Raw genomic sequence first — 24,074 nt, forward strand, 5'->3', positions numbered from 1 at the left:
CCTCCTCTCTTACTTTGTCCAGAATTGTTTCCATTTCGTTTTGATGGTACCAGATAATTTCTTGGCCCCTTGTAAAATTCCTGCTCCTTTTGAGAAAAACAATCTCATTGATGTTCGCCATTTTTCGGGAATCCGATGAATAATGGTCACATTGAGTAACCAGATGAGCGGATAACAAACAATCGACAGCACCTTCCACACGAGCCGAAACGTAAAACGAACTAGACGTAAGAGCGAGTGGAGCAAGAACAGAATAGCACTTATGACCAATGTGATCATCCAGCGGATCGGCTGGAAGACAATCGACATGACCAGCCTTTTCAGGAAGAGAACGGTCTGATATACACACATCATGATAAACTTGAGAATCTTAAGATACAACTGTTTCATCAATGCCTGATACATCGAGAAACCAAGAGCAACGGCTAGAAAAATATAAAGCCTGAATTCTCCCTCATTTGTCAGCAGCAGAACATAAAAGAATAAGAGACCCTGTACCATCCAAAAAAGGAGATCGTGTATAGCCAAAAGCCATTTTGCTGTTTTTTCCCGGTTCACAAACAGCTTGTACGTATCAAGCGATGCGCCCAGCCAGATGCCCATCGCCGCCATGGAAAGCATCGTATAAAACTGGACTGTCAGCGTCATTTAAACAGCTTGCTAAAAAATCCTTTAGCTTTCTCCCCGTGCTGCTCATCCACATAGATTAAATCAAAGACACGCCCTTTGATCGACACAACGCCCTTTTCGACGTCTAGGTTTTTCATTTGCAGATTTTCTCCGCGGATGGCGAGAATCCCCATGACCGTCTCAAGCAAAAATTCTTCACTATCAAAGCTTTCCACTTGTTTGACACCGGTAATATCTAAATGCTTTCTGTTTCGCATTGTGACATTGTGCTCCGCTTCTGATGACAGCTTCGTGCCTTGAGGTTGATTATAATATTGATTCATTTATACATCCCCCATATCTCATACTTGCATGTTACTGCATTGTATGTGATAAAAGGGGCATTTAGAACAAGCCCTATTCTGCTGTTTTTTCTTCTTTTAGCACAGTGTACATGCCAGCCGCTTCTTCTTTTTTCGTCGTGTCTTTTAACTCGTTGACTTGAACAGTCACTAGTTTTTGACCAAAGCGGATTTGGAGCTCATCTCCTTCTTTCACGTCAGAGCTTGCTTTCGCCTGTGTTCCGTTAATAGAAATCCTGCCTTGATCAGCTACTTCTTTTGCCAATGTTCTTCTTTTAATTAAACGAGATACTTTTAAAAATTTATCTAATCTCATGTATGTTCACCTCTTTCTATGCGTTTCGCATCGTTCCATAGGTCATCCATTTCCTCTAGCGTTAAGTCATCTAATGAACGGCCCATGTCCTTTGCTTTTTGTTCGATATGCTGAAAGCGCCGCATGAATTTTGTGTTGGCAGAAGCGAGTGCCGTTTCAGGCTCTAGGTGATAGAACCTGCCAATGTTGACGAGAACAAACAAAAGATCTCCAAATTCATCTTTCATCTGCTTCGTTGCACCTTCGTCCGTCTTCTCTGCCACTTCAACGAGAAATTCCTGCTTTTCTTCTTCGTATTTGTTCCAAATATCTTGAACATCTGTCCAATCAAAGCCCACCTTGGCGGCTTTCTTTTGGAGTTTATATGCCTTTGTTAGTGCTGGAAGTGTCGCCGGAATCGATTGTAAAATAGAAGCGGCGCGCTCTGGCTTTTCCTGCTGCTTGATTTTTTCCCAGTTGGCGACCACGTCTGCTGCCTCAGAAACATTCGTGTCACCAAACACATGAGGGTGTCGCCGAATCATTTTTTCTGTGACATGCTGGATGACGTCATCAATAGAGAAATAACCGTCATCTTCGCCAATTTGAGCGTGAAGTAACACCTGCAGCAGCACATCACCGAGCTCTTCCACTATATGATCTGGGTCATCTTCATCTATCGCTTCAAGCAGTTCATAGCATTCTTCAATTAAATATGGTTTGAGTGACTCATTGGTTTGTTTTTGATCCCATGGACAGCCGCCCGGACCTCTTAATGTACGTATAACGTCACGGAAGGTGTCAAATTGTTGATAAAGCAGCTGTTCATCTTGAATCGGAGGAACATAAACACTCGTTAAGTTATTTATCGTCACATCTCGATCAAGTTCAAATAAAGGAACGGCAGTAATCTGTTCCTGACTGCTTCCAGCTGCTGTCACTATATAAACTTCATAATCGTCAGGGAGCTTTTCCATCAGCGTGAGTTTCACATTCGAAGCTGTCATCTGATCATATACCTGACAAATCAGGACATGCTGGGTTAATTTCAGATCATCCGCTCTCATATCCCCTGCATCAACGAATTGTAATCCCTCGATGGGGTCAATCTGCAAGGAGTTGAATGTCGCATCTAGAAAGCTTTGTCCACCAGCGACAGACACCTCAATCCCGCGCTCTTTCTGCTCAGCGACGAGCAGCTGTACGGTCTTTTCTGCTACAAATGGATGACCAGGTACTGCGTACACAATGTCTTTTTCCGCTGCCTCTGCAAATAATATTTCGGTAATTTCCTGATACACCTGATCAAACTGATCGTGCTTTTCATAAATTTCATCAAAAAAGGTGAGAGATGGGACCTCCTGCATCAACTCTGCGGTAAGCGGATGATCCTGCGTTCTCATAAATACTTCTTTCGCCTGCTTCAGCTGCTTATATACACCGAGCGTCAGCTGATCCATGTCGCCTGCCCCGAGACCGACGACGGTAATCTTACCTGCCATTTTGATTCCCTCTCATCTGTTTAAAATATAAAATCTTTTCTCCTAATGGAATGAGTCTCCATTCCTCGTCCGTAAATACTTCTAGCTTAAGAATACTATATAAAAAGGCGAAACCACCAATAAAAACTGATGTCAGGCTCTCTAAAACGGAAAACGGACGTTTTTCAAAGGGGATAACGCATGAAAACAGAGTCTGATATCCTATTAAGACCACAGCCATGAAGGCGGCTGATAAAAGAATTTTTACTGGGAACAGCTCTCTCCATGAAATCCATCCTTTATGCTTCAAATAAACGGCATTGAGCAAGGCTGCTGTGAGAAAACCACATACAGTTGACCATGCGGCCCCGTGGATGCCAAATAACGGAACAAGTGCAATCGTTAGAATCCATTTCACCAGCACGCTGAGGACCACCACAACAGCTGGATACACGGTATGCCCGAGCCCTTGCAGTAAAGCCGCCTGCGTAATGGCAATCGACGTAAAGGCAATCGATATACAGAATATTTGCAAGGCATCGGTGCCTAAATCATTACGAAAAAGCATTGTATTGACTGGTGCTAAAATACAAATCAGTCCAACCGCTGATCCAATCCCTAATACCGACGTGGTCTTAACCGATGACCGAACTTTTTGCCGTATCGTTTCATGCTCTCCATTCCTCATGGCTGCCGATAAAAATGGCACAAGAGAGGTTCCGATGCTGATGGCAAACACCGTTCCTAGCTGCAAGAACGGCTGACCTCGGTCATACACACCTTTTGCCGCCTTTGCCGCCGCTTCACTGAGACCCTCGCTGCGCAGCAATGCATACAGATGAAAGGCATCAATCATTTGCATCCATAAAATGAGCAAACCGCTGACACAAATCGTCAATGTATACAGCACCAAACTCTTCAAAACATCTTTTTTTTGAAGTGTCGCCTGTTTGCCTGACATACTTGCAGCAGACTGCTTTCGATAGGTCAGCCAAAGGAAAAGAAGCAAAATGAGCGAGGCCGCACTTCCCGCAATAGAAGAGAATACCGCACCTGCCCCTGTTTCATAAAGCGAATAGCCGTGTCTCACGAAATAAAAGGATAAAACAAGCAGAACGCCTACCCTGATGAGCTGCTCAACTAATTGAGAAACAGCCGTTGGAAGCATCAGACCGTCACTCTGAAAAACGCCCCTCAGCATCACAGTGAGCGGCAGAAATAGAAACACAAAAGCACTCATCTGGATGAGCAAAATTAATTGACTGTCTGCCATAAGGCTCGCAATTGTGCCTGCTCCTATGTAAAGGCAAAGAAATAAGACTAGGCTCAGTAATGTGATATATACCAAGGATACCCTTGAAATGATCCGTCGATTCTCTTCCCCATGGTCACTCAAAAGCTTGGACACCATGACAGGAAATCCTGTTGTGCCAAGCATGATGGCAATGCCAAGGAATGGATATACCTGCTGATAAATATAAAATCCTGTGTCCCCTACGATGTTTTGAAATGGGACACGGTAAACGGCACTTAGTACCTTTGATAACAAGCCTGCGATGGTCAAAATCACCGCACCCTGGAAAAGCCAGTGCGGCTGATTCACAGCATTTTTCATGAATGACTCCTTTAAAATAGATCTACAGTTAAACGCACTCATTATATCATACGTGAATGAAAAGACGTTCCTTTCTAAGGAGTAGACGGCACATTTCTCGTTTTGTTTCATCCCATATAAAAAACCGACAAAATCAAATGATTTCATCGGCATTCTTTCGTTTTATCAAAATGATATAGAGTTATTAGACCTAATGTTCCATTTGACGGGCTAAGAAGCCAGCTGCCGTTTCTGCCGCTTTATGCTCCACTTCTCCCATTGAACGCTCTTTAGAAAATAAGACGACGGCGCCAATCGGATCTCCGTTTGCAACAATAGGTGCAATGGTATAAGAAGATACGTCATCATCAATACCATCGACAAGTTGAATTTCTTTTTTGCTTTCTTCTAACACAGAATTACGCTGATCCATTGTTCGTTCAAGTAAATCACTGATCGATTTGTTTAAGTACTCTTTTTTCGAACTGCCGGATACAGCAATATACGTATCTCGATCACAGATCAGGATGGAATGACCCAGACTGTCGAATAATGCATCAGCATATTCCTTCGCAAAGTCTCCTAGCTCACTAATCGGCGAATACTTCTTCAAAATCACTTCTCCATCGCGGTCGACGAAAATCTCAAGCGGATCTCCTTCCCGGATGCGCAATGTTCTGCGAATCTCCTTCGGAATAACCACTCTACCTAGATCATCGATGCGGCGTACAATTCCAGTTGCTTTCATTCACTGCTGCCTCTCTTTCGTTTGATGATGTGTTGGGTGAATGGAACAAAAGCGTCCACTTTATGCAACATTCACCACTTGACCCTGAGTTTAGTATCCGTCACATCAAACGTAATATACACGAGAGACAAACAAAATTTTATGAAGATGGAATGGTTTCTTTTTTCACATCTTGAAGGCCTCGAAGCATGTTAAGAACAACCTCAAGCCATTCCTCGGTCTTCTTGCCTTTCGTTTGGACAGAAATAATCAGCTTGCTGCCTTCCATTCCTAACCCGATTTCACGCCCATATTTACTGCCGAGCTCAAATAATTTTTGACCGTCGATTTCACTGCTTGCTTTCTCATCAAGGGTAAGTCTGACAATGCCTTTCTCCATCTTGATCAGCTCGACACGTTCCTGGACAGCGTACACCTTCATTGTCGCAATCGTAAACAAGTCAGCCACTTCTTGCGGATATTCACCAAATCGGTCGATCATTTCATCCTGAAGCTCTTTTCGCTCTTCAATCGAGCCAATTGCTCTGAACTGTTTATACATTTCAATCTTTTGCTTGCCATCCGAAATATAAGTGTCTGGGATGTAAGCATCAATTTGCAGATCAATTTCTGGCTCAAATTTATCTTGTGCCGTTGTATCGCCTCTTCTTTCCTCAATGGCTTCTTTCAGCATTTGAGAATAGAGGTCGAATCCAACCGAATCAATGAAACCATGCTGCTGAGCACCAAGTAAGTTCCCTGCTCCTCGAATTGTTAAATCACGCATCGCAATTTTAAACCCAGATCCGAGCTCTGTGAATTCTTTAATAGCTTGAAGTCTTTTCTCCGCAACTTCAGAAAGAACTTTATCTTTTCGATACGTGAAATAAGCATAAGCAACACGGTTCGAACGCCCGACTCGTCCTCTTAGCTGGTACAGCTGAGAAAGCCCCATTTTATCGGCATCGTGGACGATGAGTGTGTTCACATTTGGAATATCGACTCCCGTTTCAATGATGGTGGTACTGACCAATACATCTGATTCACCTTCAAGGAAATTGATCATCACTGATTCCAGCTCGTTCTCACTCATTTTCCCGTGCGCATAACTGACTTTTGCGTCTGGGACTAGCATGGAGATTTCATCTGCTTTTCGTTCAATATCCTCAACACGGTTGTAAAGGAAGTACACTTGACCGCCGCGTGCTAATTCTCGCTCAATCGCTTCTCTGACTAAAGCACCATTGTACTCGACCACATAGGTTTGAACAGGGAATCGGTTTTCAGGCGGTGTTTCAATAACCGATAAATCCCGCACGCCAAGCATGGACATATGAAGCGTACGCGGAATTGGCGTAGCCGTTAATGTCAGTACGTCGATATTGGCTTTCATCTGTTTAATTTTCTCTTTATGCGTCACACCAAAACGCTGTTCCTCATCAATGATTAACAGCCCTAAATCCTTGTAGACGATGTCTTTTGAAAGAAGACGGTGTGTGCCGATGACCATATCAATCGTTCCGTTTTTCAGCCCTTTTAACGTTTCGGTTGTTTCTTTTCTTGTACGGAAACGGCTCAGCTGCGCAATTTTGACAGGGTAGTCTTGGAATCGGTCCATGATTGTGTCAAAATGCTGCTGCGCTAAGATGGTTGTCGGAACTAGCAGGGCTACCTGCTTCCCGTCAGCAATGGCTTTGAAGGCCGCTCGAATGGCCACCTCCGTTTTTCCGTAACCCACATCTCCACAAAGCAGACGGTCCATTGGACGCTCCCGCTCCATATCCTGTTTAATTTCGTGAATCGAACGGATTTGATCATCTGTTTCCTGGTAAGGGAACGCAGATTCAAACTGGCGCTGCATCTCATGGTCAGGCGAGAAGGCATATCCTTTGCTTGCCTCACGTTCTGCGTACAGCTTAATCAGATCATCTGCGATATCCTGTACAGATGTTTCAACTTTTTTCTTCACGCGTTTCCAATCGCTGCCGCCTAGTTTGTACAGCTTTGGTTCTTTGCCTTCTGATCCTACATATTTCTGCACCTGATCAATTTGTTCAACCGGTACATAAAGCTTGTCGCTTCCTTGATAATGAATATTTAAATAATCTTTATGAATGCCGCCGATTTCAAGCGTTTCAATTCCTAAATATTTACCGATCCCGTGGTTAATGTGCACCACATAATCGCCGACTTGAAGCTCTGAATAGCTCTTGATTCGCTCTGCATTGGTCAGCTTTTGTTTACGCGCCTGCTTTTTCACACGTTTCTTGAAAAGTTCACCTTCTGTGATCACAGCAATTTTGGATAACGGCAGTTCAAAGCCTGTTTGGAGCTCACCTTGTAAAATATACACCTGTCCGCTTACAAGCTCAGCGTCCGGTTTAGCAAGAGCGGCTTCAATGTCATAATCATGCAGAACAGACGACAGCTTTTCTGTCCGTTCTTCATCAGCACCTAAGAAGACAACCGTGTATTGCTGTTTTTTATAGCGTTCAATTTCACTCGCCAGCACATTCATCTGCCCGTGGAAATTCTGCATTTGCTTACTAGATACATTGACGATATTTTGCGGATTTGTCTGCTGGACATGTCTCAGGAACAAGGAGTAGTACAGAATGGACCTCGATTGCTGATTGATCAGTTCTTGGAACGGGAAAGATAGAGATAAATCATGAAGAATATTGCCTTCTTCAAGCAGACTAATTGTCCAATCAGCTTCTTCCTGCTCAAGCTGTTCTTCCATCTCCTGAATTCTGCTGATTTCATCTAAAATAATAATCGTATCCTGCGATGTATAATCTAGCAAACTAGCAGGCTTTTCATAGAAATAGGACAGGTACTTCGTCATTTCCTGTGTCACGATGCCTTCTAGCAGCTTCTCGCGATCAGCAGAAATATTTTGATGAAGCAGCTCTTTTTGCTGATCTGAGTTGAATTTCTTTAAACTCTTCGCCAGCCCTTGATCAAGCTGTTCAATGGCTCTCACACGTTCAGGCCCTCTCACAATCAACTCTTTTGCCGGACCTATTTTGATTTCTTGAAGGGTTTCTAATGAACGCTGTGTATCTGAATGAAACGTTCGAATGGAGTCTATTTCTGTATCAAACAGTTCAATACGGATTGGATGATCTTCCGTTAACGCATAGATGTCGATAATTCCTCCGCGCACACTAAAATCTCCGGGCGCAGCAACCATTGACGTCCGGTCATAACCAATTTGTACGAGCTGTTTTGAAAACGCCTCCAAATCAATTTCTTCACCGATCTTTAAATGGACCTGACTCTCCTTCCAGAGCTCAACTGGTGGAAGCATCCTGCGGACCGCAGCAGCGGGAGTGACGATAATAGGGTTTTCTCCATTTGCAAGTCGATTCAGGACATCTAAACGCTGTGCTCTCAGCTCAGGGCTGGCCACTGCAATTTCTGAAGCGATGAGTTCATTGACAGGATAAAGAAGAACCGAGCGATCCGGCATCACACTTGCTAGATCATCTGTTACCTTCTGCGCCTGATATAAATTGTGAGTCACAATAAACATTGGCCGCTTAAGTTCGTCTGATATCGCGGCTGTAAATAAAGATCTGACGGAGCCTGATAGTCCGGCAAGCAGCTGTTCTTTTAACCCTTCCTTTAGCCCATTAAAAATGGACTGAAAATCATCACTTTGTTTGATAAATGATTGTATGTTTTTCATTTGGCTCCTCCTCCCTGTTTGTTTAAAACAGAAAAACGCTTTGGTCTAATATCTACACCAAAGCTTTTTTATTGAATAAAAGTATGATACTGATGGTAATCAGGATTTCTTTCGAGCGCCTCTTGGCAATCCTCACAAATGGTTTGTACATGTAAATCACCATTTTCCCTATAAGAAATCATATCGTTTCTTTCCTCATTTGTTAAGTGATGAAATCCAAGTGCTTCACTTTGGACAGCGGATTCATCTAGACTGCCAACCTTTACACCACAGTGGCGGCAGTAATAATGCAAAGCCATACGTGATCCTCCCATGCTGAGATTTTATGATCAGTATGTGCTTTGCTTATCATTCTTATACCTTCTTGTTAAAATCATTCATCACTTCTAAAAATGGCTTTTTTAAAGCTGCTTCACAGGCCTCAACAGACGCTTGAATGGCTGATGCAATGTCAGGCTGTTCCTCTTCTGAGAAACGTCCTAGTACGTAATCAACGACCTTCATGCCGTTTTGAGGACGTCCAATGCCGATACGGAATCGGTCAAATTCAGGTGAACCTAAATGCTGAATCAATGATTTGATTCCATTATGCCCACCCGCACTTCCTTTTGTACGTAAGCGAATCCGGCCAGTTGGCAAATCAAGATCATCATAAATCACTTTCAAATGTTCAAGGGGAATATCGTAATAGTCCATCAGCGGACGCACACATTCTCCTGATAAGTTCATATATGTAAGCGGCTTTACAAGTAGAACCTTTTGCCCCGAAACAAACCCAGTTCCAAATTGTCCATGGAATTTTGATTGATTTAAAGGAATGTCCCATTTTTTCGATAATTCATCTATTGTCATAAACCCGACATTATGTCTTGTTTTTTCATATTCTTTTCCTGGATTGCCTAATCCAACGAATGCAATCATGAAACCAATAACCTCCTTTGTCACACAGCACACGCCTAAAAAATGAGCCAATCAGATTGCCTCATGTAAAAACGTATGAATTCTTTTCATTCTAGCACAAAAGACGCAACCGCGGGAGGGTTACGTCTCTAAAATGACCAGTTATTCTCCATCGTCATCCTTTTCTTTAATGGCCTCAGGCTCTTGCGGCTCCTCTTCGCTATCTGGCTCAGGAACCTCTGATTGCTGAGGCGGCAGAATGGATGCCACGACTTCTTCTGGATCGTTATTGATTTGATAAGATGACTGAACAGGCAGATCAGCAACTGTTAAGACATCATTGACTTCTAAGTTTGTAATATCAGCTTCAATATTCTGCGGTATGTCTTTTGGTTTCGCTGTAACAGATAGTTCAAATAGTGGCTGCTGAAGCACACCGCCATCTTTTACCCCTTTAGACTCGCCAATCAGCTGTATTGGTACATCTGCCTCAATTTCACGCTGTAAGTCAACGACTTGGAAATCAGCATGGACAAGCTCGTTTTTCAACGGATCTGTTTGTAATTCTGTCACCATTACAGATTTCGTTTCACCACCCACGTCTAAGGTGATAATTGTATTCTTCCCTTCATCACGTAAGGTTTTTAATAAATCGATGCTGTCTAATGAAACAGCCAGGCTGTCTGTATTTTTTCCGTATATGACACCAGGAACGTGTCCTGAATGACGGATTTTTTGCAGTGTGGAACGTTTGAAATCAGTTCTTTTATTTGCTTTTAAAGTTGCCATATTCAGCACCATCCTATTTCTTTTTTGTCACTACTCTCATAATTACCCATAACCGAATCATTTTAAACATGTTTCACTGTGATTGATGAAAGCAAAAAGACCCTAAGCTGATGCCTAGGGCCTTTTTTAATCAGAAAATTAGCTGAAAAGGTAGCTCACAGATTCTTCTTCATGTACACGGATGATGGCTTCTGCAAGCAAAGGCCCAACTGAAAGCGGAATGAATTTTCCAACTTTCTTGTCATCAGTTAATTGAATACTGTTTGTCACAACTAATTCTTTAATTTTAGAGTTTGTGATACGTTCTACTGCTGGTCCAGACAATACTGGGTGCGTACAGCAAGCATAGACTTCAGCCGCTCCATTTTCCACAAGTGCATTTGCAGCAAGTGTAATAGTACCAGCTGTATCAATGATATCATCGATTAGAATGGCCGTTTTGCCTTCAATGTTACCAATAATGTTCATGACTTCAGCAACGTTTGGCTTTGGACGGCGTTTGTCGATAATTGCGATTGGCGCTTTCAGGCGGTCTGCCATTTTACGCGCACGTGTCACACCACCGTGGTCAGGAGACACAACAACGATATCATTCAAGTTCTTCTGTTCGAAATAGTTTGTTAAGATTGGCACAGCCATTAAGTTATCGATTGGAATATCAAAGAAACCTTGGATTTGCGGCGCATGAAGATCAAGTGCAATCACACGTGTAGCACCTGCTGTTTCAAGCAAGTTCGCAAAAAGCTTCGCAGTAATTGGCTCACGAGGTTTTGCCTTACGATCTTGACGTGCGTATCCGTAATAAGGGATCACAATATTGACAGTTTTCGCAGAAGCGCGTTTTAGCGCATCCACCATAATGAGCAGTTCCATAATATGCTCATTGACTGGCGCACTTGTTGATTGAATGACATAGCAATCACAGCCGCGGATACTTTCTTCAATATTAATTTGGACTTCACCGTCACTAAAGCGTTTAACAGAGCTCTTTCCTACATCAACTCCGATACGATCGGCAATTTCTTTGGCAAGTTCAGGGTTTGAATTCAAAGAGAATATCTTTAAATTCGCATCAGCATAACGATTAGACATGGTAAACCTCCGGGTATTTGGATTATTTTTTATGAATATTTTTCACATAATCTTCTTTATTGACTTGTCTTGCTCTAGCAATAGACAATGCATCCTGCGGTACATCTTCTGTAACCGTTGAACCGGCTGCAACATATGCCCCTTTTCCGACAGTGACTGGTGCAACGAGATTTGAATTACAGCCAATAAAGGCGCCGTCTTCAATCTTCGTTAAGAATTTGTTTTTCCCATCATAGTTGACTGTAATGGAACCACAGCCAAGGTTTACATCAGTTCCGACCTCTGCATCTCCAATGTAGCTTAGATGAGATGCTTTGCTTCGGTCACCGAAAACCGTTTTCTTGATTTCGACAAAATTCCCGATTTTCACTTCATCGCCAATTTTCGACAACGGGCGAATATGAGCGAACGGTCCAATTGTCACATCGACTCCAACCTCACTATCGCAGACGACAGATTGCTTAATGGCTGTTCGATCTCCGATGATGCTGTCAACAATCTCAGTGTTTGGCCCAATAGTGGCATCTGCACCGATTTTTACATTCCCTTTGATGACCGTCCCAGGATAAATGATTGTATCTTCGCCGATGACAGCATCTGGCGAAATATACGTGTTCTCAGGATCAATCAAGGTCACACCATTCTTCATATGCTGATGATTAATACGTCGCTTCATGAATTGCTCTGCTTGTGATAGAGCGATACGATCATTGACTCCAAGTGTTTCTTCAAAATGCGGCGTTTGATAAGCTGCAACTGTTTGCCCTTCATTTTTTAAAATTTCAATGACGTCTGGCAAGTAGTATTCACCCTGTGCATTTTCATTCGACACTTGCTCAATCACACGGAAGAGATCTTCATTTGAAAAGCAATAAGTCCCTGTATTAATTTCATTCACTTGACGCTCTGCATCGTTCGCATCTTTATGCTCGACAATTTTCACGACAGCACCTGTTTCGTCACGAATAATACGGCCATAGCCTGTCGGATCATCCGCATGTGCTGTTAAAATAGTGACTTTCGCTTGATGTTTTTGATGCTCGCTTAACATGGCTTCCATTGTTTCCGCTGTCAATAAGGGCGTATCACCACAAATGACAATGGTTGTTCCCTTTTCCTGCGCAAGGAACGACTTTGCTTGTTTGACGGCATGGGCTGTTCCCAGCTGTTCTTCTTGAAGTGCATACTCACTTCTGTCTCCAAGCTGCTCTTTCACGTCCTCTGCTCCATGACCGACAATCGTCACTAGCTTGGCTAAAGAAAGCTTTAACGCTTCATCTGCCACATGCTCGACCATTGGCTTTCCGCAAACTGGATGAAGTACTTTATATAGCTTCGACTTCATTCTCGTTCCTTTTCCCGCTGCTAAAATCACTGCGAACCGCTTATCCATTGATTGGCCTCCAATATCCCTATTATCCATAGAAAAATATATCCTAAATAAGGACTGATTTCAAGGATACATCAGGAAGTACAATAATTTTCTAACAGATGAAACACATAAGAAACAAGAGAAAGAACGCAAAAAAGACAGCATTTAAAAGAAAACATTCATTTTCTCTTAAAGCTGTCTTTTTAGGTTCACGTATGATTAAGAAGCTCCAGCTTCTTCATATTCAATTGTTTCTTCCTCTTCGCCTAAGCGATGATATTCATTTAAAACAGCATCTTGGATTTTACCCCGAGTGCTTGAATTAATTGGATGTGCAATATCGCGAAACTCTCCATCAGGCGTGCGTTTGCTAGGCATTGCAACAAACAACCCATTGTTTCCATCAATCACACGAATATCATGAACAACAAATTCGTGGTCCAGCGTGATGGATGCAATCGCCCTCATGCGACCATCGGTATTCACGCGGCGTAATCTTACGTCAGTAACTTCCACAGTAGTTCACCACCTTTTCCCAATATAAAAGCATTACTTAGGTATTCAACGATCGTGGTAATTCTCCTGCTCTTTTTTTAAACTTTTTTTGAAATATCGGGATATTTATACATTATTTGTCATATTCGTGACGACGCTTACATTTTTAGCATAAAAAAAGACATCATGATGATGTCTTTTCCTGCATATGATGAAACCAAACGGCTTTCATTGAGAGTGCCTGTTTATTTTACTAATGCAACTACTTCTATTTCTACAAGCGCATCCTTTGGAAGTCTTGCCACTTCCACACATGAACGAGCTGGCTTATGTGTATGGAAATACTCACCGTACACTTCATTCACTTCAGCGAATTGTTCCATATCTTTAATGAAAACAGTTGCTTTCACGACTGTTTCAAAGGAAGCACCTGCTGCTTCAAGTACAGCCTCAAGATTACGGAACACTTGATGAGTTTGTTCTTTAATATCTCCATTGACAAAATCTCCAGCTGGAGTTAATGGAATCTGTCCTGAGCTGTAAAACATGTTATTGACAATAATTCCTTGAGAGTAAGGTCCAATGGCTGCTGGTGCATGTTTGGTTTGAACAACTTTTGTCATATCAATCTCTCCCATTCAAATACATGTTTAATCAAAGCTTACGCTTTCGAATGAAAAAACTCGTGGAAATTGCCTTCATTGATCTCAATGATTTTTTGCTTCATATCAATGGTTGAAAGCTTTAACAACGAGACATATTCATCGACAAGACGTTCATCTACGCCTTCATCTTCTAAAAGAACACCGATCCCTGCAACATTTGCATTAAATTCCTCAAGCAAATTCATCATGCCGTTAATGGTTCCGCCCGCTTTCATAAAGTCATCAATGATCAACACATTGGAGCCTTTATCTAAGCTGCGCTTTGCAAGGGACATGGTTTGAATTCGGTTAGAAGAACCTGACGCATAATTAATACTGACAGTTGATCCTTCGGTTACCTTATTATCTTTTCTAACGATTACAACAGGGACATTTAAATAACCCGCAACAGAATAGGCAATCGGAATACCCTTTGTCGCAACTGTCATGACGACATCAATCGCACGATCCGCAAAGATGGTCGCAAACAGCTTACCGATTTTCGCAAGAATCGATGGATTGCCTAAAACATCGGTTAAATATAAATAACCGCCAGGAAGTACACGTTCAGGAGTTGATAATGCCTCTCCGATATCGTTTACTACGTCATCTGCTTCTTTTAGGTGTATTTTTGGAATATATTTCACTCCGCCAGCAGCGCCAGGTACAGTAAGCAATGTGCCTATTCCCTGCTGTTCGAAGGTCTGTTTGATAATCGTTAAGTCTTCACTAATGGAGGACTTTGCAGATTGATAACGTTCTGCAAAAAAAGTTAAAGGTACTAGTACGTGCGGGTGGGCTAACAAATAATTTGTTAAGTCCACCAATCTGCCGCTTCGACGAAACTTCATGAACTTACCCCCAGAACCCGAATAATTTATGAATAATATAACTTAATATACGGATTTAATCAAGGGCATTTTGTTCGCCGATCATGCGGACAGCGTATACTTGATCACAAAATCCTCTCAGTCCGTTATATATTCTTTGTACCTTCGATTCATATTGAATCAAGCCAAACACAGTTGGGCCGCTTCCACTCATTAATACAGCATCAGCACCGAAACGCTTCATCTGTCTTTTGATCATATCTACTTCCGGATACATCTTTAATGTCACAGACTCCAGAACGTTACCGAGTGAGCCGCACATCTCTTTATAATCTTTCGCTTCAATGGCTTCAATCATACGCTGTACATTTGGGTGTTCTACTTTGCTTGCGTCATATTGTCTATAAACTTCAGCTGTAGATACCCCAATCACCGGCTTCGCTAAAATCACCCAGCAATGCGGTGGTGTCGCGATATGCTTTAGTTTCTCTCCACGTCCTGTCGCTAGTGCTGTGCCTCCGTGTACACAAAAAGACACATCTGAGCCGATCTCCGCTCCAAGCTCAGCCAGTTCATCTAACGTGAGATTTAACTTCCACAAACGGTTTAAACCGCGAAGCGCTGCTGCAGCATCACTGCTGCCTCCAGCTAAACCTGCTGCAACAGGAATTGCTTTTGTGATGACAATCGATACCCCTTTTTGAATACCGAACCTTGTTTTGAGTAATTTAGCCGCCTGATAAGCCAGGTTACGCTGATCATCTGGCACAAATCGATTATGAGATGATACACGGATTTCATCTTTGTCCAGCTCCGTCAGCTCAAGTCGATCTGCAAGGTCTATTGTTGTCATCACCATCTCCACTTCGTGATATCCATCCGGTCTTTTTCCATGAACATCAAGTGAGAGATTAATTTTTGCCGGTGCTTTTTCTAAAATACGCAAACATTTCACCTACTTCTCCATCTAAACATAAGTATCAATATTGTATCACATTTGATGGATCTGATGAATATTGGCTTTCACGCCCAGCACACTGACTTTTTCAACAAAAAAAGCCAGAGACACCCGAGGTATCCCTGACCATTTTTCTATCGTTGATTCTCATCCTGAGCCATGTGCTGCTGAGCTAATTCGATGGCACGTTTGACCATATTACCTGCGTCACGTGCACGAATTTCTCCCCAGCCTCCATTTTTGACGGTATCATAAAATCCAAGATCCTTCGCCAGCTCGTATTTGAACTCATCTGACATAATGCCTCGGCGTCTACCCAAACGAAACAGCCCCTTTAGTCGAGAATTCGAATCAGTGCCACTGCTTTTGTGGCTTTCTTATTTTGTATCGAATCCTTTCTTTTACCCCTTTCAAAAAATGGACAGACTCCCATTCAGAAAAAAAGGCAAAACAAAAAGCAGTAAACAAAAAGTTCACTGCCCATTAATAGGCGACTGAGCTAGCGGCATCATCGAACGTTAATTCGACCGTCTCAGTCAGTATATCTGCATAACTGTAAGAAACTCTTTCAAACGAATTCTCATCTTGATCTAATTGAATCACAAATACAGAAGGGTACGTTTCAGCTAAAATGCCCGAACGCTCAATTGTTTTACGGCGGCCTCCGTTAGCCTTTAACGTCAAACGTTTACCTAAGTTACCATCAAGCGATCTTTTGATGTCGGACAAAGTCTTCGCCATTGCATCCACCTCACTGAGATAATTATACAACAACGGCCCATTTTTGTCAAATAAAAATTAAATTATATCAACCAACACGAGCCATTGTCAACAAAATAATTTTGACAAACTTCTACCTTTTCTCCTCCCTATTTTTCTCAAATTCCGGTGAATTATGTATCCTATTGAAATTTCTTTTTGACCATAAAAAAAACCAGACTGAAATCAGTCGGGTTATGTCGATTCATGATCTTTTTTATATGGCATACCTACCCTTAGAACACCCTTCGTCTCGATGCCTCCAAGGCCTTTTTCTCTTGTTAATGTATTACGAAGCACATCCCACACATTGATTCGATCTACAAATGGAGTGAAGCTGATCTTCGCAACGATATACACGGGATCGAGCGCATGAATGTTCACACGTGAAGGTGAGCTTGCAAAATTGGCACCTGCTTGGATCAATGATTCGAAATGAGATTGACAGGCACCTGCAAAGATCACAAGTTGATCTAAATGAGGAATTTTCTTTCTTGCTTTTTGAACCGTTTCAACGAAATGACGAGAATGGCGATAGGCACCAATATCATTTACGCCGCCCTTTTGCTTGGAATACGCATCATGCCCTGTAATGACCAATATATCAGGCCGATATTGATCAAGTAACGAATCGATCACGCTTGGCATTTTCTTCTCATGACAATGCACTCCATACACAGGTACACCAATTCGTTCATATACATCTAAGCATTTCTTTAAGTATGAAGCATCTCCATCTAAATGAAGGACCTTTCCAGGCATGTGAAAATACTGTTCCTGATGCTGATATTGTCCAGAAGTATAATACTCTTGTTTTTCACGCAGCAGCTGATAATCCTGTCTTAGTAAGTCGAGCGATTCGTTAATTTTCCGTTCGTCGTCCTTTTCCCTTGTCAGCTGCTCCTCTTTTTGAATCAAGACGAGATCCGACATCTTAGCATCAGCAATCAGCCTCACTTCATTCCCATGCAATATGGCAGTGGCTTCGTGCTGATCTGTCTCATCAATTCGAATGATTCGAAACATAATATCCATTTGATAGGATGCCCTCGTCACCATATCTCCTATTTGAAATTGCATGCTTTTCACTCCACAATCAGGCTCATATCCTGTTGGTATCGTCTTGCACTAAACATGTTCTTCTTTCATATGTGCTGTTCTTTCTAGCCTATGCCCGAACAGTTGAAGTGGTGAGAAGCAAAAGAAAAAAGCCCTTACGAAAGGGCTTTTTGCAAAACATTCGACAAACGGGCAAATTCCTCAATGGATAATGATTCTCCGCGGCGCTTTCCATCAATATCTGCTGTTTGAAGTGCTTCTTCGATGATGGCTTTATGTTTTTTTCCATCAGGTAGATTGTTCATCAAATTATTCATCAATGTTTTCCGGCGCTGGCCAAAGCTCGCTCGAATCAATTGAAAGAAAAACGCATCATTTTCTACTGAAACAGCAGGCGTTTCACGAACAGTCAGCTTAATCACAGCCGAATCGACATTTGGCTGAGGAACAAAAACCGTTTTAGGCACAACCATCACCGTTTTTGCTTCCGTGTAAAATTGAACTGCGATAGACAGTGAATTGTATTCCTTAGATGAAGGTACAGCTGCCATACGATCTGCTACTTCTTTTTGCAGCATGACCACAATCCCTTTTAATGGAAGGTTTTCTTCAAGCAATTTCATAATAATCGGTGTTGTCACGTAATACGGAAGGTTGGCTACAACCATCACTTCTTTACAGTCAGCAAAATTTTCTTCGATGACCTTTCTCACATCCGCCTTTAATACATCTTGATGAATGATCGTGACATTATCATATGGAGAAAGCGTATCGTTTAAAATAGGCAATAAACGCTGATCGATTTCAAAAGCGGTGACTTTCTTTGCACGTTTAGCGAGCTGCTCTGTCAATGCGCCGATACCAGGCCCAATTTCAATGACGCCGGTCTCATCTGTAACCTCTGCATGATCGACAATGCGATCTAAAATATTTGTATCAATTAAGAAGTTCTGTCCTAAGCTCTTTTTAAAAGAGAAACCGTACTTCTTCATTATTTCCTTCGTTCTGACGGGTGTCGCAATATCTTTATTCATCGGCTTCCTCCTGCATGACGGTCTTTAAGGCCGCAATAAAATCATGTTTGGTTATTTGGAACATGTGAAGGCGCTTTTGCAGCTGCTTCGCATTGGTATATCCTATATTTAAAAGCACTCCTAGTCGTTCGCGGCGGCGTTTCGATGCTTCGCCTCCGATAAGGCCTGCGTCAAATAAGTCGTCTAATGTAATGTCACTTTCGGTTTCTTCCATTTCTTCATGGACATGGGCGAGACATTCCCGAATACTGTCCAAGGAAGCATGCTCGACACCAATTCCTTTATCCCGCTTCGCCTTCGCAAGATGTTTTGGCAAAAAAGCGTGCTTACAGCCAGGAACCGCCTCTGCGATGGTTTTACGGATCTTCTCACCAGGAAAATCGGGATCTGTTAAAATAATGACGCCTCTCGTCTCCTGAGCAAGACGCACTTGTTGAATGACTGTATCGCCAATGGCAGATCCGTTTGTTTCAATCGTATCTGCATCCACCGCCATCTTCACTCTGGCAGTGTCATCACGACCCTCCACCACAATGATTTCTTTGATTTTCATGTATTCCTCCGCTTGCAAAAACAATCTACATTTTTTGGTTAAAAAAACGAAACCTTTCATGCTGCTTTTGCGTCTAATTAATTAGAAAACAGTGCTTCTATTATAACCAAAAAAACAGAGGGTGCGCAAAGCCCTCTGTTCATATAAATGATTTGATGTGTTTATTTGAGTACTCTAATCTTCACTCGTTTATTTCCCCATTGATAAGCTGCCGACTTACTTGGGACGAACACATCAATTTTATTCCCTTTTATAGCAGATCCAGTGTCTGATGCAACGGCATAACCATAGCCTTCCACATACACTTTTGAGCCCAGCGGAATGACACTCGGATCAACTGCTATGACCTTTGCACCTGGATTTGCTTTTAAATTAAAGCCAGTAGACGTTCTGCCCGTACATCCAGCACAGTTCGCTGTATAGGCTGTTGACGCTACATAAAATTCTTTTCCTGACGATTCATTGCTTCGCGAAACCGCAGGGGACGCTGTAGGCTCCTTTTTGGTCACTTGTGTACCAATGGCCACTAAACGGTCCTTACTATCTTTTTCGGTCACTTCTTTAATCAATTCTTTAGACACCACTTTGCCGTTTTCTTTCACAATGGCATAGTGCTTCTTCAATTTACCTTCTTCACCTTTTTTAAGTACCTTCTCTTTCCCTTTTTCAAGAGAATGATCCTTTTTATGTTTGGTATCAAAAGCAATTTTCTCTTCCACTACATCGGTGACCTTTTGCACCCGAGTGATCTTTATATCTGCGCTCTTTTTAGAAAGGCTACTATGTAACGCAGGCTTGATCTTATCGTGCTTCTTGAGCTTCAGCTCTTGTTGCTTTAAAAAGTCAGCGACCGTAGTCGAAGTGGTCCACACTTTTTTATCTTTTCCTCCATCATTTAAGCTGACCTGGAAGGCCTGCTGAACCACAAGATTCATATCTTTTTTTAACTTGTCATTCTTTCCTGGAGTTACTTGATCGTGCTTCCCAATATCTATCTTCTCATTCTTCAATAATGCTCCAACCGTCTGATCTGTTGTCCATATCGTTTTCTCTTTCCCATCTAGGGTCAGATGAACCGGTATAGCCGCATCATACACAATGTTCATGTTGTCTTGAATCTTTGTATTTAGACTTGGAGAGATATGATCCTCCGCCTTGGTCCTTATTCCAAGGTCTGAAAGCAGCTGAGCTACTGTCTCTTCATGTGTACGAATTGTCTTCTCTTTACCATTGATTGAAATGGTAATAGACTGCTTAGTGAGCTCATGCGCACCGTAAGCCGTTCCAGTTCCAGCTAAAAGCAAGCAAACAACTAGTAATAAAACCTTGCCTTTTCCTAGCTTAACAGAAAACAGATTTTTCATTTTTTGTACGATGAAAAACGCCTCCTTCTCCTCGGAGAGATTATATAGAGTATCTCAAAACCTGTCAACCCTTCCACCCACTGTACAAAAATGCTCGATTGTAAACCTATTATGGGAGATTTATGGAAGGAAGGGAAGAAAGACTTATCGACAACTTATCCTATGAAGAGGCGCAAACGTGTAGAACTTTTTCGTTATGTTTCACAATTGGACAAGCTTAAACAAGGATTGACATCATATACTGTCAGTTTATACGGAAAACTTTTTTTGCATTTTTTGTTGTCAATTCAGCAAGCTCTTCAAAGCTGATTTCTCTCAGCTCCGCAATCTGTTCTGCGATATATTTCACATAACTTGGCTCGTTGCGTTTCCCTCTAAATGGCACTGGCGTTAAGTAAGGGCAGTCTGTTTCAATCAAGAGCCGGTCACTTGGTATCTCCTTTACAACTTCCTTTGGTTTTTTGGCATTTTTAAATGTCACGGGTCCACCGAATGAAATATAAAAGTTCATCTCCATACACGCTTTTGCAGTTTCCAGACTGCCAGTAAAGCAGTGCATAATACCTCCAACCTCAGCTGCTCCCTCTTCCTTTAAAATCGTCACGACATCTTCCGTTGCGTCACGGTTATGAATAACGATTGGAAGATTCACTTCTTTCGCAAGAGCAATTTGGCGTCTAAAGACTTCCTTTTGCACATCTTTTGGCGACTTGTCCCAATAGTAATCCAGACCCATTTCTCCAATCGCAACCACTTTTTCGTGTTGAGATAAATCTTTGATCCAAGCCAAATCCTCATCTGTCATATCAATAGCATCGACTGGATGCCAGCCGATAGCTGCATATATGAAATCATACTCTTCAATTAACTCCATCGCTCTCGTAATTGTTGGGCGGTCAAACCCTACCACCACAATTTTCTCAACTTTTTCGCTTTTCGCTCTTTCGATCACCTGCTCTAAGTCTTCATTGTATTGTTCTGCATTCAAGTGGGCATGTGTATCAAATAACATGGTTGATTGCTCCTTTCGACAATTCTCCTAAAAACAAAAGGTGTTCGACGAAATGTTACACGTGGAACACCTTTGTTGATTTATAAAATTTTTGTTCCATTTGCTAGAGATTGATCTACTTCAAGAACCTGCAATTTCCCGCCAGTTTCTCCAGTTAAAATCATTCCCTGGGAAATTTCCCCTCGGAGTTTAACTGGGGTAAGATTCGCTACGCAAACGAGCTTCTTCCCTACTAATTCCTCTGGTTGATAATGCTTGGCAATCCCAGAGACTATTTGTCTTTTTTCAAATCCAAAATCAAGCTGAAGCTTTAAGAGACGATCCGCTTTTTTAACTGGAGCTGCTTCCAATACTTGTGCAACTCGAAGATCGACTTTTGAGAAATCATCAAATGCAATTTCTGCTCCCAGCTCAGGTAATTCCGTTTCTTTGATTTCCGCTTTTTCTTCTTCTACCTTAGGTGCACTTCCCTGCATTTTTTCTTTAATGTAGGCTACTTCTTCTTCAACCTCTAAACGCGGGAACAAAGGCTCTCCTTTTTGTACCGTCGCTTGTTGAATCGCACCAAATGATAGGATACTATCCCAGCTTTGGAGCTTCTCTTCTTCAATTCCAAGCTGGAAGAAGATTTTCTCGGGTGTTTTCGTTAGGAATGGCGTTAAGAGTACTGCTGTGATTCGAAGTGATTCTGCTAAATGATACATAACAGAATGCAGTTCTTTTCGTTTTGTTTCATCCTTTGCCAGCACCCATGGAGCTGTTTGATCAATATATTTATTGGTTCTGCTGATTAATGTCCAAACATTTGAAAGAGCCACAGAGAATTCAAGGTTTTCCATCGCCTCTTCATAGGCTTTGACTGTTTGCTCAGCGACTGCTTTCAGCTCTTCATCAAACTCATTAACAGGACCCTTATAGCTGCTTAAAGTGCCGTCAAAATATTTTTGCACCATCGCAACTGTACGATTAAGCAAGTTACCTAAATCATTGGCAAGGTCATAGTTTACACGTTCCACGAATCCTTCTGGTGTAAACACACCATCCGCACCAAATGGTACTTCGCGAAGCAGATAATAACGAAGGGCATCGAGACCATAGCGATCAATTAATGTGACCGGATCTACCACATTCCCTTTTGATTTAGACATTTTGCCATCTTTCATGAGCAGCCAGCCGTGTGCGAAAATTTGTTTCGGCAGAGGCAGATCTAATGCCATAAGCATAATCGGCCAATAAATCGTATGGAAACGTACAATTTCTTTCCCTACGAGATGTACGTTGGCAGGCCAATATTTTTTGTATTTTTCATCTTGATCTGTTCCATAGCCAATCGCAGTTAAATAGTTGAATAACGCATCAATCCATACATAAATGACGTGCTTTGGATTGTTAGGAACTTTAATTCCCCAATCAAAGGTTGTTCTTGATACTGCTAAATCCTCTAAACCTGGTTTAATGAAGTTATTAATCATTTCATTCTTTCTTGATTCAGGCTGAATAAACGATGGATTCTTTTCGTAATAGTCGAGCAAACGATCTGCATACTTACTCATGCGGAAGAAATATGATTCCTCTTTAATTAATTCAACAGGGTGGCCGCTGTCAGGGCTTTTCCCGCCAATGACTTCCCCTTTCTCATTACGCTCAACATCAACAAGCTGTGTTTCCGTATAGAATGTCTCATCAGGAATACTGTACCAGCCCTCGTATTGATCTAAATAAATATCGCCTTGATCAAGCAGTTTTTGGAAGACTTGCTCAATGATTTTCGTATGTCTTTTTTCCGTTGTACGGATGAAATCATCATTAGAAATGTCGAGTTTCTTCCATAATGATTGAATGTCTTCAACGACTGGATCTAAATACTCGATCGGTGTGATATTTTGTTCTTCAGCTTTTTGCTGAATTTTTTGTCCGTGCTCATCTGTACCTGTTAGATACATCACATCATAGCCTTGAAGACGTTTATAACGGGCCATAGCATCTCCTGCTACTGTCGTATAAGCATGTCCAATATGTAATTTTCCGCTCGGATAGTAAATAGGTGTTGTCAGATAAAACGTTTTTTTCTTTTCTGGCATGTCGGAACCTCCTGCGTGTGTGTAAATGTCAAAAACTCCCGCCCAATGGACGAGAGCGGTTATCATCATTACATGAAAATGTGTCAGATCAATTCATTCAATTTTGCACTTGTGCTTTCTCTATGATACCATCTTAGCCTTTAAGATCAAGCATATATACATAGAACAAGATGAAATGAACGAAAAAGATGAGTTTTTCAAAAAAAACGACAAACCCGTCGACATTTTGTCGAATATTGTCGTATTAAATCTATTTCCAGATTTACAATTGGCTAAATTAGGGCAAAAGTCTTGTTAATCTGAACTCGTCATTTCTTACATTTTCATAGAAAAAGCCTACAAAATCCTTATACATCAGTAGTTTCAAGGT

24 protein-coding genes are annotated in these 24,074 nt (G+C 41.8%); all 24 read right to left on the reverse strand.

Annotated features, from left to right (window positions below; all coding sequences use genetic code 11):
* Positions 1-9: 9 nt before the first annotated feature.
* The gene (gene yabQ, locus JVX94_RS14300) at positions 10-648 is read right to left on the reverse strand and encodes a spore cortex biosynthesis protein YabQ (protein ID WP_039175923.1); all 639 of its coding nucleotides are present in this window, start codon (positions 646-648) and stop codon (positions 10-12) included.
* Positions 645-953 (reverse strand): sporulation protein YabP, encoded by a 309-nt coding sequence (gene yabP / locus JVX94_RS14305; RefSeq protein ID WP_048239558.1) that lies wholly within the window; start codon positions 951-953, stop codon positions 645-647. Before yabP ends, yabQ begins: the two co-directional genes overlap by 4 nt.
* 73 nt (positions 954-1,026) lie before the next feature.
* A complete protein-coding gene (locus JVX94_RS14310; RefSeq protein WP_008341839.1) occupies positions 1,027-1,287 on the reverse strand; it encodes an RNA-binding S4 domain-containing protein in 261 nt (86 codons plus the stop codon).
* Positions 1,284-2,768: a bifunctional methyltransferase/pyrophosphohydrolase YabN gene (yabN, locus tag JVX94_RS14315; RefSeq protein WP_144473118.1), complete on the reverse strand. Its 1,485-nt coding sequence runs from the start codon at positions 2,766-2,768 to the stop codon at positions 1,284-1,286. The genes JVX94_RS14310 and yabN overlap by 4 nt, the downstream gene beginning before the upstream one ends.
* Positions 2,758-4,362 carry a putative polysaccharide biosynthesis protein gene (locus tag JVX94_RS14320; protein ID WP_205183546.1) on the reverse strand — a complete coding sequence of 535 codons (1,605 nt, stop codon included), beginning with the start codon at positions 4,360-4,362 and terminating at the stop codon, positions 2,758-2,760. Before JVX94_RS14320 ends, yabN begins: the two co-directional genes overlap by 11 nt.
* A gap of 190 nt (positions 4,363-4,552) precedes the next feature.
* Positions 4,553-5,089 (reverse strand): stage V sporulation protein T, encoded by a 537-nt coding sequence (gene spoVT / locus JVX94_RS14325; protein WP_034284159.1) that lies wholly within the window; start codon positions 5,087-5,089, stop codon positions 4,553-4,555.
* 139 nt (positions 5,090-5,228) lie between these two features.
* On the reverse strand, positions 5,229-8,762 hold the full coding sequence (mfd, locus tag JVX94_RS14330) for a transcription-repair coupling factor (RefSeq protein WP_095407538.1): 3,534 nt from the start codon (positions 8,760-8,762) through the stop codon (positions 5,229-5,231).
* Between the two features lie 68 nt (positions 8,763-8,830).
* On the reverse strand, positions 8,831-9,061 hold the full coding sequence (fin, locus tag JVX94_RS14335) for an anti-sigma-F factor Fin (RefSeq protein WP_003217967.1): 231 nt from the start codon (positions 9,059-9,061) through the stop codon (positions 8,831-8,833).
* Between the two features lie 55 nt (positions 9,062-9,116).
* Entirely contained in the window at positions 9,117-9,683 is a 567-nt protein-coding gene (gene pth / locus JVX94_RS14340) for an aminoacyl-tRNA hydrolase (protein ID WP_034624433.1), read from the reverse strand.
* Between the two features lie 141 nt (positions 9,684-9,824).
* The gene (locus JVX94_RS14345) at positions 9,825-10,451 is read right to left on the reverse strand and encodes a 50S ribosomal protein L25/general stress protein Ctc (RefSeq protein WP_024425642.1); all 627 of its coding nucleotides are present in this window, start codon (positions 10,449-10,451) and stop codon (positions 9,825-9,827) included.
* Between the two features lie 138 nt (positions 10,452-10,589).
* Positions 10,590-11,543 carry a ribose-phosphate diphosphokinase gene (locus JVX94_RS14350; protein ID WP_024425641.1) on the reverse strand — a complete coding sequence of 318 codons (954 nt, stop codon included), beginning with the start codon at positions 11,541-11,543 and terminating at the stop codon, positions 10,590-10,592.
* A 22-nt stretch (positions 11,544-11,565) separates the two neighbouring features.
* Positions 11,566-12,936, reverse strand: coding sequence for a bifunctional UDP-N-acetylglucosamine diphosphorylase/glucosamine-1-phosphate N-acetyltransferase GlmU (gene glmU, locus JVX94_RS14355; RefSeq protein ID WP_095407536.1), 1,371 nt, complete (start codon positions 12,934-12,936; stop codon positions 11,566-11,568).
* 198 nt (positions 12,937-13,134) lie between these two features.
* Positions 13,135-13,431 carry a septation regulator SpoVG gene (gene spoVG, locus JVX94_RS14360; RefSeq protein ID WP_008357439.1) on the reverse strand — a complete coding sequence of 99 codons (297 nt, stop codon included), beginning with the start codon at positions 13,429-13,431 and terminating at the stop codon, positions 13,135-13,137.
* A gap of 224 nt (positions 13,432-13,655) precedes the next feature.
* Entirely contained in the window at positions 13,656-14,033 is a 378-nt protein-coding gene (gene ridA, locus JVX94_RS14365; protein WP_024425639.1) for a 2-iminobutanoate/2-iminopropanoate deaminase, read from the reverse strand.
* 38 nt (positions 14,034-14,071) lie between these two features.
* Complete coding sequence (gene purR, locus JVX94_RS14370; protein ID WP_024425638.1) at positions 14,072-14,905, reverse strand: pur operon repressor; 834 nt, start codon at positions 14,903-14,905, stop codon at positions 14,072-14,074.
* A 55-nt stretch (positions 14,906-14,960) separates the two neighbouring features.
* Complete coding sequence (ispE, locus tag JVX94_RS14375) at positions 14,961-15,830, reverse strand: 4-(cytidine 5'-diphospho)-2-C-methyl-D-erythritol kinase (protein ID WP_019743558.1); 870 nt, start codon at positions 15,828-15,830, stop codon at positions 14,961-14,963.
* Between the two features lie 146 nt (positions 15,831-15,976).
* Positions 15,977-16,162, reverse strand: a complete 186-nt coding sequence (locus tag JVX94_RS14380) for a small, acid-soluble spore protein, alpha/beta type (RefSeq protein ID WP_012008653.1) — start codon at positions 16,160-16,162, stop codon at positions 15,977-15,979.
* Positions 16,163-16,325: 163 nt separating this feature from the next.
* Complete coding sequence (veg, locus tag JVX94_RS14385; RefSeq protein ID WP_024425637.1) at positions 16,326-16,583, reverse strand: biofilm formation stimulator Veg; 258 nt, start codon at positions 16,581-16,583, stop codon at positions 16,326-16,328.
* Between the two features lie 213 nt (positions 16,584-16,796).
* Positions 16,797-17,681 carry a sporulation peptidase YabG gene (yabG, locus tag JVX94_RS14390; protein ID WP_024427198.1) on the reverse strand — a complete coding sequence of 295 codons (885 nt, stop codon included), beginning with the start codon at positions 17,679-17,681 and terminating at the stop codon, positions 16,797-16,799.
* A gap of 134 nt (positions 17,682-17,815) precedes the next feature.
* Complete coding sequence (gene rsmA / locus JVX94_RS14395; RefSeq protein ID WP_205183548.1) at positions 17,816-18,694, reverse strand: 16S rRNA (adenine(1518)-N(6)/adenine(1519)-N(6))-dimethyltransferase RsmA; 879 nt, start codon at positions 18,692-18,694, stop codon at positions 17,816-17,818.
* Positions 18,687-19,247, reverse strand: coding sequence for a ribonuclease M5 (gene rnmV / locus JVX94_RS14400; RefSeq protein WP_111292957.1), 561 nt, complete (start codon positions 19,245-19,247; stop codon positions 18,687-18,689). Before rnmV ends, rsmA begins: the two co-directional genes overlap by 8 nt.
* Positions 19,248-19,408: 161 nt before the next feature.
* Positions 19,409-20,611, reverse strand: coding sequence for a G5 and 3D domain-containing protein (locus JVX94_RS14405; RefSeq protein WP_205183551.1), 1,203 nt, complete (start codon positions 20,609-20,611; stop codon positions 19,409-19,411).
* A gap of 244 nt (positions 20,612-20,855) precedes the next feature.
* Positions 20,856-21,623, reverse strand: coding sequence for a TatD family hydrolase (locus JVX94_RS14410; protein ID WP_048239541.1), 768 nt, complete (start codon positions 21,621-21,623; stop codon positions 20,856-20,858).
* A gap of 80 nt (positions 21,624-21,703) precedes the next feature.
* Positions 21,704-23,704: a methionine--tRNA ligase gene (metG, locus tag JVX94_RS14415; protein ID WP_205183554.1), complete on the reverse strand. Its 2,001-nt coding sequence runs from the start codon at positions 23,702-23,704 to the stop codon at positions 21,704-21,706.
* Positions 23,705-24,074 lie beyond the last annotated feature (370 nt).

The organism is Bacillus sp. PDNC022 (assembly GCF_016919285.1).
Classification (GTDB): domain Bacteria; phylum Bacillota; class Bacilli; order Bacillales; family Bacillaceae; genus Bacillus; species Bacillus safensis.